At 71.1% G+C, this 14,496-nt stretch carries 17 protein-coding genes; 8 read left to right on the top strand and 9 right to left on the bottom strand.

Features of this window, described 5'->3' with window-relative positions; all coding sequences use genetic code 11:
* Positions 1–16: 16 nt before the first annotated feature.
* Both HNR02_RS35475 and HNR02_RS16360 read right to left on the bottom strand, forming a co-directional pair.
* On the bottom strand, positions 17–289 hold the full coding sequence (locus tag HNR02_RS35475) for an NAD(P)-dependent oxidoreductase (RefSeq protein ID WP_246339252.1): 273 nt from the start codon (positions 287–289) through the stop codon (positions 17–19).
* Positions 187–633, bottom strand: coding sequence for an NAD(P)-dependent oxidoreductase (locus HNR02_RS16360; protein ID WP_246338582.1), 447 nt, complete (start codon positions 631–633; stop codon positions 187–189). Before HNR02_RS16360 ends, HNR02_RS35475 begins: the two co-directional genes overlap by 103 nt.
* On the opposite strand from HNR02_RS16360, the gene HNR02_RS16365 reads away from it, so the two are divergent.
* Positions 624–977 (top strand): winged helix-turn-helix transcriptional regulator, encoded by a 354-nt coding sequence (locus tag HNR02_RS16365; RefSeq protein ID WP_179774019.1) that lies wholly within the window; start codon positions 624–626, stop codon positions 975–977. The genes HNR02_RS16360 and HNR02_RS16365 overlap by 10 nt on opposite strands.
* Here the strand turns inward: HNR02_RS16365 and HNR02_RS16370 are convergent.
* The gene (locus HNR02_RS16370; protein ID WP_179774020.1) at positions 966–1,922 is read right to left on the bottom strand and encodes an Lrp/AsnC family transcriptional regulator; all 957 of its coding nucleotides are present in this window, start codon (positions 1,920–1,922) and stop codon (positions 966–968) included. The genes HNR02_RS16365 and HNR02_RS16370 overlap by 12 nt on opposite strands.
* Positions 1,923–2,006: 84 nt before the next feature.
* On the opposite strand from HNR02_RS16370, the gene HNR02_RS16375 reads away from it, so the two are divergent.
* Positions 2,007–2,870 (top strand): VOC family protein, encoded by an 864-nt coding sequence (locus tag HNR02_RS16375; protein ID WP_179774021.1) that lies wholly within the window; start codon positions 2,007–2,009, stop codon positions 2,868–2,870.
* Here HNR02_RS16375 and HNR02_RS16380 read toward each other — a convergent pair.
* Positions 2,857–3,873, bottom strand: a complete 1,017-nt coding sequence (locus tag HNR02_RS16380; RefSeq protein ID WP_179774022.1) for a Glu/Leu/Phe/Val dehydrogenase family protein — start codon at positions 3,871–3,873, stop codon at positions 2,857–2,859. The two genes, HNR02_RS16375 and HNR02_RS16380, sit on opposite strands and share 14 nt — an antisense overlap.
* A gap of 79 nt (positions 3,874–3,952) precedes the next feature.
* Here HNR02_RS16380 and HNR02_RS16385 point away from each other — a divergent pair, with 79 nt between their 5' ends.
* The gene (locus HNR02_RS16385) at positions 3,953–4,420 is read left to right on the top strand and encodes an Lrp/AsnC family transcriptional regulator (RefSeq protein ID WP_179774023.1); all 468 of its coding nucleotides are present in this window, start codon (positions 3,953–3,955) and stop codon (positions 4,418–4,420) included.
* Here the strand turns inward: HNR02_RS16385 and HNR02_RS16390 are convergent.
* The 4 genes from HNR02_RS16390 to HNR02_RS16405 all read right to left on the bottom strand — a co-directional run bounded on the left by HNR02_RS16390 (position 4,414) and on the right by HNR02_RS16405 (position 10,813).
* Complete coding sequence (locus HNR02_RS16390; RefSeq protein ID WP_179774024.1) at positions 4,414–5,028, bottom strand: SDR family oxidoreductase; 615 nt, start codon at positions 5,026–5,028, stop codon at positions 4,414–4,416. The two genes, HNR02_RS16385 and HNR02_RS16390, sit on opposite strands and share 7 nt — an antisense overlap.
* Positions 5,025–7,889, bottom strand: coding sequence for an AfsR/SARP family transcriptional regulator (locus HNR02_RS16395; protein WP_179774025.1), 2,865 nt, complete (start codon positions 7,887–7,889; stop codon positions 5,025–5,027). The genes HNR02_RS16390 and HNR02_RS16395 overlap by 4 nt, the downstream gene beginning before the upstream one ends.
* Before the next feature lie 94 nt (positions 7,890–7,983).
* Positions 7,984–8,424 carry a DUF6401 family natural product biosynthesis protein gene (locus HNR02_RS16400; protein ID WP_179774026.1) on the bottom strand — a complete coding sequence of 147 codons (441 nt, stop codon included), beginning with the start codon at positions 8,422–8,424 and terminating at the stop codon, positions 7,984–7,986.
* 28 nt (positions 8,425–8,452) lie between these two features.
* Positions 8,453–10,813: a Tex family protein gene (locus tag HNR02_RS16405; protein WP_179774027.1), complete on the bottom strand. Its 2,361-nt coding sequence runs from the start codon at positions 10,811–10,813 to the stop codon at positions 8,453–8,455.
* Between the two features lie 155 nt (positions 10,814–10,968).
* Here HNR02_RS16405 and HNR02_RS16410 point away from each other — a divergent pair, with 155 nt between their 5' ends.
* Positions 10,969–11,223 (top strand): hypothetical protein, encoded by a 255-nt coding sequence (locus HNR02_RS16410; RefSeq protein ID WP_179774028.1) that lies wholly within the window; start codon positions 10,969–10,971, stop codon positions 11,221–11,223.
* A 328-nt stretch (positions 11,224–11,551) separates the two neighbouring features.
* Here HNR02_RS16410 and HNR02_RS16415 read toward each other — a convergent pair whose 3' ends face one another.
* A complete protein-coding gene (locus HNR02_RS16415) occupies positions 11,552–11,962 on the bottom strand; it encodes a MarR family winged helix-turn-helix transcriptional regulator (protein ID WP_179774029.1) in 411 nt (136 codons plus the stop codon).
* A gap of 56 nt (positions 11,963–12,018) precedes the next feature.
* Here HNR02_RS16415 and HNR02_RS16420 point away from each other — a divergent pair, with 56 nt between their 5' ends.
* Genes HNR02_RS16420 through HNR02_RS16435 form a run of 4 tightly spaced genes read left to right on the top strand, consistent with a single transcriptional unit; the run spans position 12,019 to position 14,476 of the window.
* Positions 12,019–12,585, top strand: a complete 567-nt coding sequence (locus HNR02_RS16420) for a non-oxidative hydroxyarylic acid decarboxylases subunit B (protein WP_179774030.1) — start codon at positions 12,019–12,021, stop codon at positions 12,583–12,585.
* Between the two features lie 10 nt (positions 12,586–12,595).
* A complete protein-coding gene (locus HNR02_RS16425) occupies positions 12,596–14,017 on the top strand; it encodes a non-oxidative hydroxyarylic acid decarboxylases subunit C (RefSeq protein ID WP_179774031.1) in 1,422 nt (473 codons plus the stop codon).
* 10 nt (positions 14,018–14,027) lie between these two features.
* Positions 14,028–14,252: a non-oxidative hydroxyarylic acid decarboxylases subunit D gene (locus tag HNR02_RS16430; RefSeq protein ID WP_179774032.1), complete on the top strand. Its 225-nt coding sequence runs from the start codon at positions 14,028–14,030 to the stop codon at positions 14,250–14,252.
* On the top strand, positions 14,252–14,476 hold the full coding sequence (locus HNR02_RS16435) for a hypothetical protein (RefSeq protein ID WP_179774033.1): 225 nt from the start codon (positions 14,252–14,254) through the stop codon (positions 14,474–14,476). Before HNR02_RS16430 ends, HNR02_RS16435 begins: the two co-directional genes overlap by 1 nt.
* The last annotated feature ends 20 nt before the right edge of the window (positions 14,477–14,496 follow it).

The following is a 14,496-nucleotide window of genomic DNA, read 5'->3' on the forward strand; positions in this document are numbered from 1 at the left end:
TCGACATTACTTGAGGTCAAGAGCTGCTGATCAGCAGATGTTCGTGCGGGTGACGTCCGTCGACGGCTTCGTCGATCAGTGGTATCGCGAAGTCGGCGTAGGAGATCCGGTCTTCGGGGTGCAGGTGCGCGGCGACCCGATAGTGCCCCGAACGGTCGCCGTTGTGGTCGAAGTCTCCGGCCGGGCTCACGTACAGCCAGTCCGCGCGGCTCGCCCGCAACACGTCCAGCCCCGCTTGGTGCGCCACGCAGAACGGCCGGGACTCCGGCGGGAACCCGGGCGTGTCCACCAACCGCTGCCCGGATGCGTCACGTGCCAGCGGCGCCAGCCCGACGACGACCAGGCGTACCCGGCGTCGGTCAGTGCCCGCGACGAAGCCGTGAAGAACGCGTGCGGATCGGTGCCCGCCCCGTACACGGCGGCGGCCGAAACCACCGCGTCCCGCCCCTTCGCCAAGGCCGCGGCCGAGGCCGGATCCGTGACGTCCCCCGCCACCGACCGCACCCCGTCCGGCGCCGCATGCCGGGACGGATCACGCACCGCGGCCGTCACCTCATGCCCCCGCCGCGCCGCCTCCGCGACCGCCTGCCGCCCCGCTCGCCCACCGGCACCGAAAACCACGATTGCGCTCATGGCGGGAAAGCTTCGACGAGATCTGCCCGTCGGGCCTGGCGCCGATCCGGTTCGGCGACAAGTGGGCGCCGCTGGTGATCGCCTGCCTCGAACACGGACCACGCCGCTTCTCCGAACTCCGGGTGCCGCTGCGGCGGGTCACACCCAAGATGCTGACGAAGTCGTTGCGGGGCCTGGAACGCGACGGTCTCGTCCGGCGCACCGACGAGGACGAACTCACGCCGCTCGGCCGCAGCATGCTCGAACCGATGAAGGCGGCCTGCGCCTGGGCGGGCGAGCACGGGGAGGAACTGCTCGACGCGCGCGAGACCTACGACGAACAGCGCGCGGGCTCACAGCGGTAGCACGGCACGCTTGTCCCGGCGGATCACCGGTGCGGTCTCGACGGCTGTCAGTCCCGGCAACGGACCCAGCCGGTTCGCGAGGTAGTCGTAGAGCGCTTCGGTATCCCGGCAGACGGCGAAGGCGAACAGGTTGCTCCGCCCTGTCGTCGCGGCGGCGAACGCGATTTCCTCGTGTCCGGCCAACGCTTCCGCGACCGCGGTGAGCGAACCGGGTGCGACGGTGAGCCACAGAATCGCTTCGGTGTGGTAGCCGAAGAGCAGCGCGTCGAGGTCGATGTCGAAGTAGAGGAGCCCGTTGTGGCGCAGTCGGTCGAGTCGGCGGCGCGTCGACGACTCCGACCAGCCGGCCGCCTTCGCCAGTGACGGGATGTCGGCGCGTCCGTCCGAGCGGAGCACCGCGAGCATTCGTGAGTCCGCTTCGGTCAGAGGCGTTCCGGTGCCGTCCGGATGGGCTTCCCAGCGCAGTCCCGCGACCTCGTCCGCGGTGAGCGCGCTGGTCCGGCCGGCCCAGCCGGTGTCGCCCGCGACGACGCGCAGGAGGCAGTGCGCGGTGACGCCGACGATGCGCGGCGTGCGCGGAAGCTTGCGCAGCAACAGGCTTTCGGCCTCGGAGCGGCCGCCGGTGCGGGTGATGCAGGTGACCTCGGTGCCGCCGGAGGTGAGGCTCACCCACGACGTGTCCGGCCGCCGGGCTAGCGCGGCGGCCACCTGGGCGGCGGCGTCGGGCGCGCACTGCAGGCGCACGAACCACTCGGTTTGCCCCAGCGCCCGCGCGCTCGTCAGGCCGAGCACCCGGAGCGCACCCGACGAGCGCAGCCGCAGGTAACGCCGGGCGACCGTCCGGTCGGAGGCGCCGAGCACCGCAGCGATCCGGCTGAACGGCGCCCGCCCGTCGAGCTGCAACGCGTGGATCAGGCGGCGATCCAGGGAGTCGAGTGAAACCACCGGAGCAGGCTAGCGTGTGTCGGAATCCGCCAGGATCGGGCGATTTTGTGCCGAGCGTGCCGCGGGGTTCGGAGTGTGACTGTCATGAGCGACATCGACTACCTCGACCACACCGTGGTCCTCTCCCGCGACCTCGCCGAGATCGCCGCCCGCTACGAGGCGCTCGGCTTCACCCTCAGCCCGCCGTCCGCGCACCGGTTGTCCGAGCAGCTCGGCGGTCCCATGGCCGGGCACACGTGCACCGCCAACCGGTGCGCCTGCTTCGGCGAGTCGTTCGTCGAACTCCTCGGTATCGTCGCCCCGGACGCGCCGGACCCGTGGCACGTCAAGGAACTCTCGGCGTCGCACCGCGGCCTGCTGCTGACCGTGGGCACCGGCGACGCGGAGGCGACCGAGCGGCGGTGGCGGTCCGCGGGGTTCCCCTCGACCGGGGTGCGCGACCTGGAGCGGGACGTCGAGACGCCCGAGGGGGAGCGGACCGTGCGGGCGCGGGGCGTGTACCTCGACCCGGGCAGTGCGCTCGGCGTCGGTTTCCAGGCGGGGCAGCACCTGACGCCGCAGTACGTGCACCAGCCGCACCTGCTGTCGCACCCGAACGGCGCAGTCGGACTGGCGAGCGTGCTGCTGGTGGTGGCTGACGACGCACTGGACACCTACGCCGAGCGGTACTCGGTGATCCTGGACGTGCCGCACGGGACCGACGGCCCGAAACGGGTGTTCCCCTTGCGCGCCGGCCGGTTCGAGGTGACTCCCGTCTCGGCGGCGCGCGAATTCCTGCCGGTCCACGACACGCCCGTCCTCGCGGCGCAGACGATCGCCGTCACCGACCTCGGGCGCGCGCGGAAACTGGTGGAGGGCAACGGGATCGAGACGCGCACGGTGCCGGACGGTTTCCTGGTCCGCGCCGCCGACGCGGGCGGCGCGGCCGTGGTGTTCAGCGAGCGCTGATCAAGCGAGCGTCCACAAGCGACTGGGCTTCACGCAGGGGTGTGGTCCCGTTGGCGGAAGCGGTATCCAGTACGCGCGACACCGTGACACCGATGGCGCGGACCCGGTCCAGTGCGTCCTCGTGGCCCAGTCCTTCGACCTCCCGCAGCAGGACGTAGACCACTCCACCGGCACTCGCCACGAAGTCCGGGATCCACACGATGCCCCTGGCGGCCAGCTCACCGGCGACCGCATCGCCGGTGAGCTGGTTGTTCGCCGGGCCGACGATCAGCGGCGCCGACAGCTCGGGCACCAGTTCGGGAGTCAGCACCCCGCCCACGGCGGCAGGCACCAGGATGTCCGCGGGCGTGCGCAACGCCTTCTCCGGTGTCACCCACTCGTGGTCCGCCGTGCGCTTCGACTCGTCCACATCGGACACCACGACGCGAGCGCCCGCGTCCGCCACCTGCCGGGCCAGTAGACCGCCGACCGAACCCAGTCCGCTGATCACGACCGTCCGCCCGCGCAGCGAATCGCTGCCGAACACGTGAGCCGCTCCCGCCAGCAGCGACTCGAACACGCCCAGCGCGGTCGGCGCGCTCGAGGAACCGACGCCACCACTGGACTCGGGCAGGCAGAACACCCGCGGCGTCTCCCGGTGCACCACCGCCATGTCGTCCGGGCCCGTCCCCACGTCGGGGCCACCGAAATACGAGCCGTCGAACGACTCGATCAGCTCGCCCAGGTCGAGCAGCGCCGCTTCGCGCCGGGCCGGTGTCAGTTCGGTGCCCGGTTCGAGCGCGATCACGCTCTTGCCGCCGCCGAAACCCAGCCCGGCGGCGGCGTTCTTGGCGGTCATCGCCTCGGACAGCCGCAGCGCATCGGTCAAGCCGTCGCGCCAGTCCGGGTAGCGCCGCAGCCGGATGCCCCCCGCCGCGGGGCCGAGGGCGCGCGAGTGGATCGCGATGATCAACGTCAACCCGGACCGCCTGCCGCGCCGGATCCTCACCTCTTCATGCTCCATGGACGAAAAGCTAGGCTGATGCCCAACGGAAGAGCGCCGCCGCCGAATGATATTCGGCCGGGGAAGTGGAGCTACGAACATGGACGAACTTGATTCGGCGATCGTGCGGCTTCTGCAGGAAGATGCGCGGCAATCGAACCGGGACATCGCGCGGAAGGTCGGCATCGCGGCCTCGACCTGCCTCGAACGGATCCGCCTGCTGCGCAAGCGCGGCGTCATCCGCGGCTATCACGCGGACATCGACCTCGGCGCGCTCAACCGCGGCGTGCAGGCGATCGTCGCCGCGCAGATCCGGCCGCTGAGCCGCGACGTGGTCGACTCGTTCGAACGCTCGGTGGCGCAGCTGCCGGAGGTGCTCTCGGTGTTCACGATCGCGGGCAGCGACGACTTCCTCGTGCACGTCAGCGCGCAGGACATCGACCACCTGCACGCGTTCCTGCTCGACCGCTTCACCAGCCGCCGCGAGATCGTCGGCTTCCGCACGTCGATCATCTACCAGCACCTCACCAAGCAGGTGCTGGAGCCGCTGCCGGACCCGCATCACTGATCGGCGTGCAGTGCCGCGAACAGGGACGGCCAGTCCGGCGAAGACGACTCCTCGTCGTCGTACAGCTCGAAGGTCTTGCCCGACGCCGACGGGTCGAACAGCGCGGCGACCACGGCGTCGGCCACCACGTCCCGGCTCACCCGGCCCTCGCCGGTGTCGCCCTGCTCGACCCGTACGCCTGCGGAGGGCAGGTCGTGCAGCCAGCTCGGCCGGACGATCGTGTACTGCGCGCCGCTCTCACGCAGCGCCTGTTCACCGCGCGCCCGCGCCTCGATCCGCGCGCTCATGTCCGGGTGCTCGGCGGCTCGCGTGAGGTAGATCTGGGTCACCAGCACCACCGGGATGTCTTCGCGCGCGGCGATTTCCGCGATCGCCGACACGCCACCGTGCATGGCGGCCTCGGCGTCTTCGGGATCCTTCGGCGGTTCCGCGACGATGACGACCCCCTCGGCGCCGGCGAAGACCGCCGGATCCGGTTCGGACGTCAGGTCCAGCGCCGTCTCCGCGCCCCGGCTCGCCACTACGACCCGGTGCCCGCCGTCGTTGAGGCGCTCACCGATCCGGCGTCCGGTCCGCCCGGCGCCCCCGATCACGACGAAGGTGCTCATCGACCCCTCCCGGCTTCCTTCGAGGTCACTGAGGGCACCAGGATGGACCCGCCGGCGATCATGGTCAATGGGTGGTGACGCAACCGTTCCCGCAGCGCCGCCGCGGCTTCCCCGGCGCCGAGGTCCTGCCAGATCTCCAGTGACCGCTGGAAGTGGCCGCGCGCCTCACGGACCTGCCCGAGCCGCTCGTGCAGCTCGCCCAGCAGCTCACCCGCCTCGGCCTCGGACCGCCGGTCGCCGTCGCGCCGGTGGACCGACAGTGAGTTCACCAGGAGCAGTTTCGCGTGCGCCAGGTCGCCGCTGCGCAGGCACAGCTGGCCGAGTGACTGGTGCGCGTAGCCGACGCAGTGGTCGTCGCCGAGTTCGCCGAAGATGACGATCGCGCGGTCCAGTTCTTCGCGGGCGCGCCCGAGGTTGCCGCGGTGCTGGTGCAGCAACGCCATCCGGTGCCGGGCGTGTGCCTCGCGGTGCCGGTCGCCGATCTCGACGCACGCCTCGCGCGCGTCGGTGAACCAGCGCTCGGCCGTCGCGTGGCACCCCCTGGCGAGCCACACCGAGCCGATCGCGATGCGCACCACCGCCTCGCCGTGCCGATCGCCGCTGCGGGTGAACAGCTCCAGCGCGTCGTGGCAGTGTGAGAGTGCCGCTTCGTGATCGCCGGAGACACGCCGGATCGTGCTGAGCCCGGCCAGCGCGACCGCCGCGCCCTGGTCGTCACCGATCCGCCGGAACAGCGACAGCGCACGCTCGAACCCGGCGTGCGCACCGGGGTAGTCGTCCTGGTAGACGTCGAGCTGCCCCAGGTTGCGCAGGACGATCGCCTGCCCGCGCAGGTCTCCCGCGCGCTCCGCCGCGCCCAGCGCCAGCTCGTGCGTGCGCCGCCAGTCGTCGTGATGGCCACCCAGGTCGAAGTACGGCGTGAACGCGGCGGCGAGCTGCCACGCCAGTGCGTCGAGTCCCCACTCGACGGCCAGCTCCACGAGCGCGACCGGTCGCTCGTTCCCGAACCACGCCACCGGGTCGTCGGGCACCGTCCCGTCCGGACGCCACAGGTCGGGCGGCAGCGGGGGAGGGGCCGCGCCGAAGAACCGCACCGGCATCCGGTCGGCGGCCTCGGTGGCCAGTGCCAGGTACCCCTCGACGACGCGGCGGACGCGCTCGCGCCGCGTCTCGACGGGTTCGGGCTCCGCCAGTTCGGCCGCGTAGCAGCGCACCAGGTCGTGCAGGCGGTAGCGGGGCTGGTCATCCACGAGATCGACGAGGTGCGCGTCGACCAGAACGTCCAGCGCGTCGTCGCCCGCGCGGTCGAGCAGCGCCGCGACCACCCAGCCGGGAAACGGCAGCGGCCCGAGCGTGCCGAGCGTGCGGAAGGCCCGCGCGCAGCTGCCCGGCAGCTGGTCGTAGCTCAGGGCGAGGCTGGCCCGCACGGCCAAGTCACCGACCCGGAGCTCGTCGAGGCGGCGGCGCTCGTCCGCCAGCCGGGCGGCGAGCGCGCGAAGTGTCCATTCGCGCCGGTGCGAAAGTCGTGATCCCGCAACGCGAATCGCCAGCGGTAGCCGTCCGCACGCCGCCACGATCGCCGCCGCGGCTTCGGGTTCGGCCGCGGTGCGTTCGCCGCCGGCGATCCGCGACAGCAGTTCGGCGGCTTCGGCCTCGGGCAGCACGCCGACATCGAGGTGCGCGGCACCGGTCAGATCGGGCAGCCGTCCGCGGCTCGTGATCAGCACCGCGCACGCACCCGCGCCGGGCAGCAGGGGGCGGACGCTCGCCGCGTCACCGGCGTCGTCGAGCACCAGGCACACGCGGCGCCCGGCCAGCCGGGACCGCAGCAGCGCGGACCGCTCGTCGAGGCCACGCGGAATCCCCGCGTCGGGCACGCCGAGCGCGTGCAGCAGCTCGGGCAGCACGTCCAGGGGACGGCGTGGCGACTCGGACGTGCCGCGCAGATCGACGTAGAGCTGACCGTCGGGGTAGCGGCCGCGTGCCGCGTGCGCCGCGTGCACGGCCAGCGCGGACTTTCCGGCACCCGCCGAGCCGGACAGGACCACGACCGCGGTCCGCTCGCCGTCGAGGGCAGCGGTCAGCCCGGCCAGCTGCTCCTCGCGGCCGGTGAAATCGGGCAGGTCCAGCGGCAGCTGACAGACCGGCGCCGCGGGGGCGACTTCGGCGAGCGCCTGCCGCAACCGCGGGCCGGGCACGGCGTCCAGTTCGGACCGCAGGACCCGCTCGGCTTCGCCGTACGCGGCCAGCGCCTCACTCTCCCGGCCACTCGCGCCGAGTGCCACGACCAGCAGCCGCCACAACTCCTCCCGCAGCGGGTGCCCGGCCAGCAGTCCCCGCAGCTCGACGATCGCGTCGGCGTGCCGCCCGGCCTCGACCCGGATCCGCAGCCGTTCCTCCTGCACGGACAGCCGTAGCTCGCCGAACCGCGCAACCGCCGACGACCAGCTGTGGTGGTGCGGCAGGTCTTCGAGCACCTCGCCACGCCACAACGCGGCGGCCTCGTCGAGCAGGGCCGGGAGGTTCTCCTCGTGTGCCCTGGTCACGAGCTGTTCGGCCAGCGTCGCGTCCAGCTCCTCCGGCGCGACGCGGAGCAGATAGCCGCCCGCGCGCCCTTCGATCCGGCCGCCGAGCAGACGGCGCAAGCCGTGCACGTAGGTCCGCAGGTTCGCCGCGGCCGACCGCGGTACCCGCCCGGGCCACAGGACGTCGGTCAGCGCGTCGGCGGACACCACGACGCCGGGCTGCAGCAGCAGAGCGGCCAGCAGCAGGCGCGGTTTCGGGCCGCCGAGCGGCACGGACCGCCCGCGGACCTCCTCCACGTCGAGCGGACCCAGGACACGGAAGAACACCAACGGCACCGCCCCCGGACTCCCGGACCGAAAAAAGGAAATCCGATCCTAGGCAAGTCCGTCAACGATTCACCAGTGCCGTTCGGTGGCATTTCCGCGAAATTCAGCGGAAGTATTCCCGGCGATTGTTCACATGTTCACCGGTCCCCACGGGCCGCTTGCGGGCGAACGCGGCCGAGCGGGGCAGCTTCGGGCCGCCCGGCTCGTCGGCCGCGAGACGCAGGCAGGCCAGCAGGCGCAGCCCCGTCCACTCCTGATCGTTCCAGTCCTGGGCGCCGGGCGAGCTCCAGCCCAGCACCCCGGCCTCGGTCCACACGTCGTGCGCGTGCCCGGCGAGCAGAACGAGCCTGGTCACCGGCTCGCCGCGGGGCACGAGGTCCAGCTCGCAGCGCACCGCGTCGCCGACCGCGTTCACGTGCCGTTCGAACGCCCGCCAGAGGGCGGGGTCTCCGGCCAGCGCGCGCCAGCCGGAGTCGAGCTGCCCGGCAACGCCGCGCAGCCACCGCCGCGCGGAGCGATCTGCCAGGAAATCGGCCCACTGCACCCTTGAATGATGACCCCTGAACGGGGTTTTAGCGACCGTAGCCAGCCTTTCGGAGGGCATCGGCCATCGCGCCACCACCGCCGGCGGGCTCGCGGCGCTTCGGCTGGCCACCCTTGCGCGGCTGGCCGCCCCGCCGTTCGCCACCTCCGCCACCAGCCGGTTTGGCCTTGCCGCCGCCGACTTCGTCGTCCAGGCGCAGGGTCAGCGAGATCCGCTTGCGCGGGATGTCGACCTCCAGCACCTTCACCTTGACGATGTCACCCGGCTTGACGACCTCGCGCGGGTCCTTGACGAAGTTCTTCGACATCGCCGACACGTGCACGAGACCGTCCTGGTGCACACCGATGTCGATGAACGCACCGAACGCGGCGACGTTGGTGACCACGCCCTCCAGCCGCATACCGGGCTTGAGGTCGCCGATCTTCTCCACGCCCTCGGCGAAGGTCGCGGTCTTGAACGCCGGACGCGGGTCACGGCCCGGCTTCTCCAGCTCGGCGAGGATGTCGGTGACGGTCGGCAGGCCGAACGTCTCGTCGACGAAATCCTCCGGGCGCAGCTTGCGCAGCACCCGCTCGTTGCCGATCAGCTCGCGCAGCTCACTGCCCGTCTTGGACAGGATCCGCCGGACGACCGGGTAGGACTCCGGGTGCACGCTGGACGAGTCGAGCGGGTCCTCGCCGCCGCGGATCCGCAGGAACCCGGCGCACTGCTCGAACGCCTTCGGGCCGAGGCGGGCGACCTCCTTGAGCGCCGAGCGCGACCGGAACGGGCCGTTGGCGTCGCGGTGACCGACGATGTTCTCGGCCAGGCCCGACGTGATGCCGGAAACCCTGGTCAGCAGGGGTGCGGAGGCGGTGTTGACGTCCACGCCGACCGCGTTCACGCAGTCCTCGACCACCGCGTCCAGCGACCGCGACAGCGACACCTCGGACACGTCGTGCTGGTACTGCCCGACACCGATCGACTTCGGGTCGATCTTCACCAGTTCCGCCAGCGGATCCTGCAGGCGGCGCGCGATCGACACCGCGCCACGCAGTGACACGTCCAGTTCGGGCAGCTCCTGCGACGCGAACGCGGACGCGGAGTAGACCGACGCGCCCGCCTCCGAGACGACCGCCTTGGTCAGCTTGAGTTCGGCGTGCCGCTTGATCAGCTCACCGGCGAGCTTGTCGGTTTCCCGTGACGCGGTGCCGTTGCCGATCGCGATCAGATCGACCGAATGGGCGGCGCAGAGCTTCGCCAGCTCGTCGATCGACTGGTCCCAGCGGTTCTGCGGCTGGTGCGGGTAGATCGTGTGGGTGTTGACGACCTTGCCGGTCGCGTCCACGACGGCGACCTTCACACCGGTGCGGAAGCCCGGGTCCAGGCCCATCGTGGAGCGGGTTCCGGCGGGGGCGGCCAGCAGCAGGTCACGCAGGTTCGCGGCGAACACGTTCACCGCGTCCTCTTCGGCCTTCTGCCGCAACCGCATGCGCAGGTCGATGCCCAGGTGCAGGAGGATCTTGGTGCGCCACGCCCAGCGCACGGTGTCCTGGAGCCACTTGTCCGCCGGGCGCCCTTCGTTGGTGATCCCGAAGCGCTGCGCGATGCGGCGCTCGTAGTCCGAAGGGCCGGTCTTCGGCTCGGCCGTCTCCTCCCGCGGTTCCTCGGGTTCGACGGTGAGGTCGAGGACGTCTTCCTTCTCGCCGCGCAGCATCGCGAGCACGCGGTGCGAGGGCATCTTGGTGAACGGCTCGGCGAAGTCGAAGTAGTCGGCGAACTTCGCGCCCTCGGTCTCCTTGCCCTGCCGGACCTTGGACGAGAAGTAGCCCTCGGTCCACATCTTCTCGCGCAGCTCGCCGATCAGGTCGGCGTCCTCACCGAAGCGCTCGACGAGGATCGCGCGGGCACCGTCGAGGGCGGCCTGCGCGTCCGCGACGCCCTTCTCGGAGTCGACGAACACCGCGGCGGCGGCCTGCGGATCGGTGGAGGGGTCGCCGAGGAGCCCGTCGGCGAGTGGTTCGAGGCCCGCCTCACGGGCGATCTGGGCCTTGGTGCGCCGCTTCGGCTTGTAGGGGAGGTAGATGTCCTCCAGGCGCGCCTTGGTGTCGGCGGCGCGGATCTGGTCCGCGAGCTCCTCGGTCAGCTTGCCCTGGCCGTCGATGGATTCGAGGATCGCGGTGCGGCGTTCGTCGAGTTCCCGCAGGTAACGCAGCCGGTCTTCGAGGGTGCGCAGCTGGGCGTCGTCGAGGGTGCCGGTCACCTCCTTGCGGTACCGCGCGATGAACGGCACGGTGGACCCGCCGTCGAGCAGGTCCACGGCGGCTTTGACCTGCCCTTCGCGGACGCCGAGTTCTTCGGCGATCTTCTGCTCGATCGACTGCGCGGCCACTGTCACGATGCTGATCACTCCCTGCTCGCGGTTGCGGTGGCCAATTCTGCCTGCGCCGGGTCGGGCGGACGCGGAAGGGGTGGCTCGCCGTTGCCGAACCGGAAGGAACGGAGCGGTAACCAACCGGGGTGCGTTCGCGACCTCGGGGTATCGGTCGAGGTGGGCAGGTGTGGATGGATGACTCCCGAGGGGCGCGTCAGGTCCGGGCGGCGATGCACCTTCGCCGGGTGCGCGTCGACGGACCCGACGGCGCCCCCGTCGTGCTGTCCTACCCCGGGATGCTGCTGAGCTGCTACGAGGATGACCGGAAGGTCTGCGAGAAGTGGATCCCCTTGGGCGCCGATCCGACCGAGGAGGACGACGAGCTGCTGATCGCGGCCCTGCACGCGGCCATGCTGTGGCGCACCCACCAGGCCGACTGCCCCTAGCCCCCCACACGGCGCCGCGAGCGGCCAACACGCCGCCCGGAGGGGCAAACACGCCGCCCGGAGGGGCAAACACGCCGCCCGGAGCGGCCAACACACCGGGTCGCGCCGTGTTGGCCGTTCCGGCTGGCGTGTTGGCCCTTGCGGGCGCCGTGTTTGCCCCTCCGGGACGGCCAACCACCCACCAAACCGGCGCACGGCAACGCAACCCAGCCACCAGGCCGCCCAGCCCTCCCCCGCACCCCGATCCCCGGCCGCAGAAACAATCAAAAATCGGGGCGGCCACAACCCAATCCACCCGCGCGCAGCGCAGAACCCGCGTAGCGGACCATCACGAAGAAGGACTCAACTTCAACAGCAACCCCCTTAGCGCCTCCCGCTCCTCAACCGTCAACCGCCCGAGCACAACCCCGTTGACCCGCGCCGCCACCTCCTGGGCCTGCCGCAGCACAGCCCGCCCCTCCTCGGTCAACCGCAGGATCCTCCGCCGCCGATCACTGCCGATGGAACGCGTGATCAACCCCCGGCTCTCCAACCGCAGCATCAAATTCGCCAACGTCGCCTTGTCGATCGCCGCTCGCTGACCCGCTGTGGCCTGGTCGACGTCGTCCCCCTCGGCGATCACCAGCAGCACCGCGTACTGCGGCTTCGTCAGGGTGGGCAGTTCGGCCTGCCACAGTGCGCCGTGCTCCTGCAGGGCGCGGCGCATGACGTGGAACACGGCTTCGTCGACAGCGGTCATGAGCACATGTTAGTATGAACACGAAAGGTTCGTATACGAACTATCAGGGAGGCGGGATGCGGCTGATCGTCGGGATGACCGGGGCCACGGGTGCGCCGCTCGGGGTCCGGCTGCTCGAAGCGCTCCACGACCTGTCCGGGGTCGAGACGCACCTGGTGCTCTCCCGCTGGGCCCGCACCACGATCGAGCTGGAAACGTCCTACAGCGCCAGGGAAGTCGGCAAGCTCGCCGACGTCGTGCACGGCGCGGGCGACCAGGCCGCGACGATCTCGTCCGGCTCGTTCCGCACCGACGGCATGGTCGTCGTGCCGTGCAGCATGAAAACCGTGGCCGGGATCCGGGCCGGGTACGCCGACGGGCTCGTCGGCCGCGCCGCCGACGTCGTGCTCAAGGAACGCCGCAAGCTCGTCCTGGTGCCGCGCGAGACGCCGCTGAGTGAGATCCACCTGGACAACATGCTCGCGCTGTCCCGGATGGGCGTGCGCATCGTGCCGCCGATGCCCGCCTTCTACAACCACCCGCGATCCGTGGACGACATCGTCGATCACGTCGTCGCCCGCGTGCTGGACCAGTTCGACCTGCCCGCGCCGAACGCCCAGCGCTGGTCCGGTCTGCATCGATAGGAGGAAACCCATGCCCTACGACGACTTCCGGTCGTTCCTGCACACCCTGGACGACCAGGGGCAGCTGCTGCGGATCACCGAGGAGGTCGCGCCCGAGCCCGACCTCGGCGCCGCCGCGAACGCCGCCCCGCGCCTGGGTGACAAGGCTCCCGCGCTGTACTTCGACAACGTCACCGGCTTCACCGACGCGCGCATCGCGCTGAACGTCCACGGCTCATGGGCCAACCACGCGCTGGCGATGGGACTGCCGAAGCAGACCGGGATCAAGGACCAGGTCGCCGAGTTCATCCGCCGCTGGGAGCGGTTCCCCGTGCCCGTCGAGCGGCGGGAGGACCCGCCGTGGGCGGAGAACGTGCTCGACGGTGAGGACGTGAACCTGTTCGACGTGCTGCCCCTGTTCCGGCTCAACGACGGCGACGGCGGGTTCTACCTGGACAAGGCGGCGGTCGTCTCGCGCGACCCCGAGGACCCGGAGAACTTCGGCAAGCAGAACGTCGGCGTGTACCGGATGGAGGTCAAGGGCAGGGCCAAGCTGGGGCTGCAGCCGGTGCCGATGCATGACATCGCACTGCACCTGGCGAAGGCCGAGGGGAACGGCGAGGACCTGCCGGTCGCGATCGCGCTCGGCAACGATCCGGTGATCTCGATCGTCGCGGCCACCCCGATGGCCTACGACCAGAGCGAGTACGAGATGGCGGGCGCCCTCCGCGGCGCGCCGGCGCCGGTCGCGACCGCGCCGCTGACCGGGCTGGACGTGCCGTGGGGCTCGGAGGTGATCCTGGAAGGCGTCATCGAGGGCCGCAAACGTGAGATCGAGGGGCCGTTCGGCGAGTTCACCGGCCACTACTCGGGCGGGCGGAACATGACCGTCGTGCGCGTCGACCGGATCTCCTACCGCACCAAGCCGGTCTTCGAATCGCTCTACCTCGGCATGCCGTGGACCGAGATCGACTTCCTGATGGCCGCCAACACCTGCGTGCCGATCTACCAGCAGCTCAAGGAAGCCTTCCCGGAGGTGCAGGCGGTCAACGCGATGTACACCCACGGGTTGCTCGCGATCATCTCGACGAAGAAACGCTACGGCGGGTTCGCCAAGGCCGTCGGGATGCGGGCGATGACCACGCCGCACGGACTCGGCTACGTCAAGACCGTGATCATGGTGGACGAGGACGTGGACCCGTTCAACCTGCCACAGGTGATGTGGGCACTGTCCACAAAGGTCAACGCGGCCGGTGACCTGGTGAACATCCCGAACCTGCCGGTGCTGGAGCTGGATCCCGGATCGCAGCCCGCCGGCATCACGAACAAGATGATCATCGACGCGACGACCCCGGTCGCACCCGACGATCGCGGTCACTACAGCCAGCCGGTGCGGGATCTGCCCGAAGCCGCCGGATGGCTGACGAAGTTGCAGGGAATGCTGGCGCAGTAAGGAGAACCCGATGTGCCCACGTTGTGAATTCGACACGATCGAGAAGCTGGCCGATTCGCCGGTCGCGGGGGTGTGGGAGGTGCTGCAGTGCCAGCGGTGCCTCTACACGTGGCGGACGACGGAGCCGCTGCGCCGCACGAGCCGGGAACACTACCCGGAGGAGTTCCGGATGACGCAGGCGGACATCGACAACGCGCCCGAGGTGCCGTCCGTGCCCCCGCTGCGGACGCGCTGATGGCCGACACGCTGATGTGGGAGGTGCGGGCGGCGCCAGGGCGGCGTTCCGAGCTGGCCTCCTGGGTGGTCGAGCACGTGCCCGGACCGGCCGAGGTGTACCTCGGGGGGCAGGACCGGGTGGTGGTGATCGCCCGCGGCGCGTCCCGGCTGCCGGAGCCGCCGCCGGAGCTGCTGGCGCGGCCGGTGGCCCAGTGGCCGTTCACGCACCACCGGTCGCTGTAGCGCGGCCGCGGGCCGCCGCC

Source organism: Amycolatopsis endophytica, from assembly GCF_013410405.1.
Taxonomy (GTDB): Bacteria; Actinomycetota; Actinomycetes; order Mycobacteriales; family Pseudonocardiaceae; genus Amycolatopsis_E; species Amycolatopsis_E endophytica.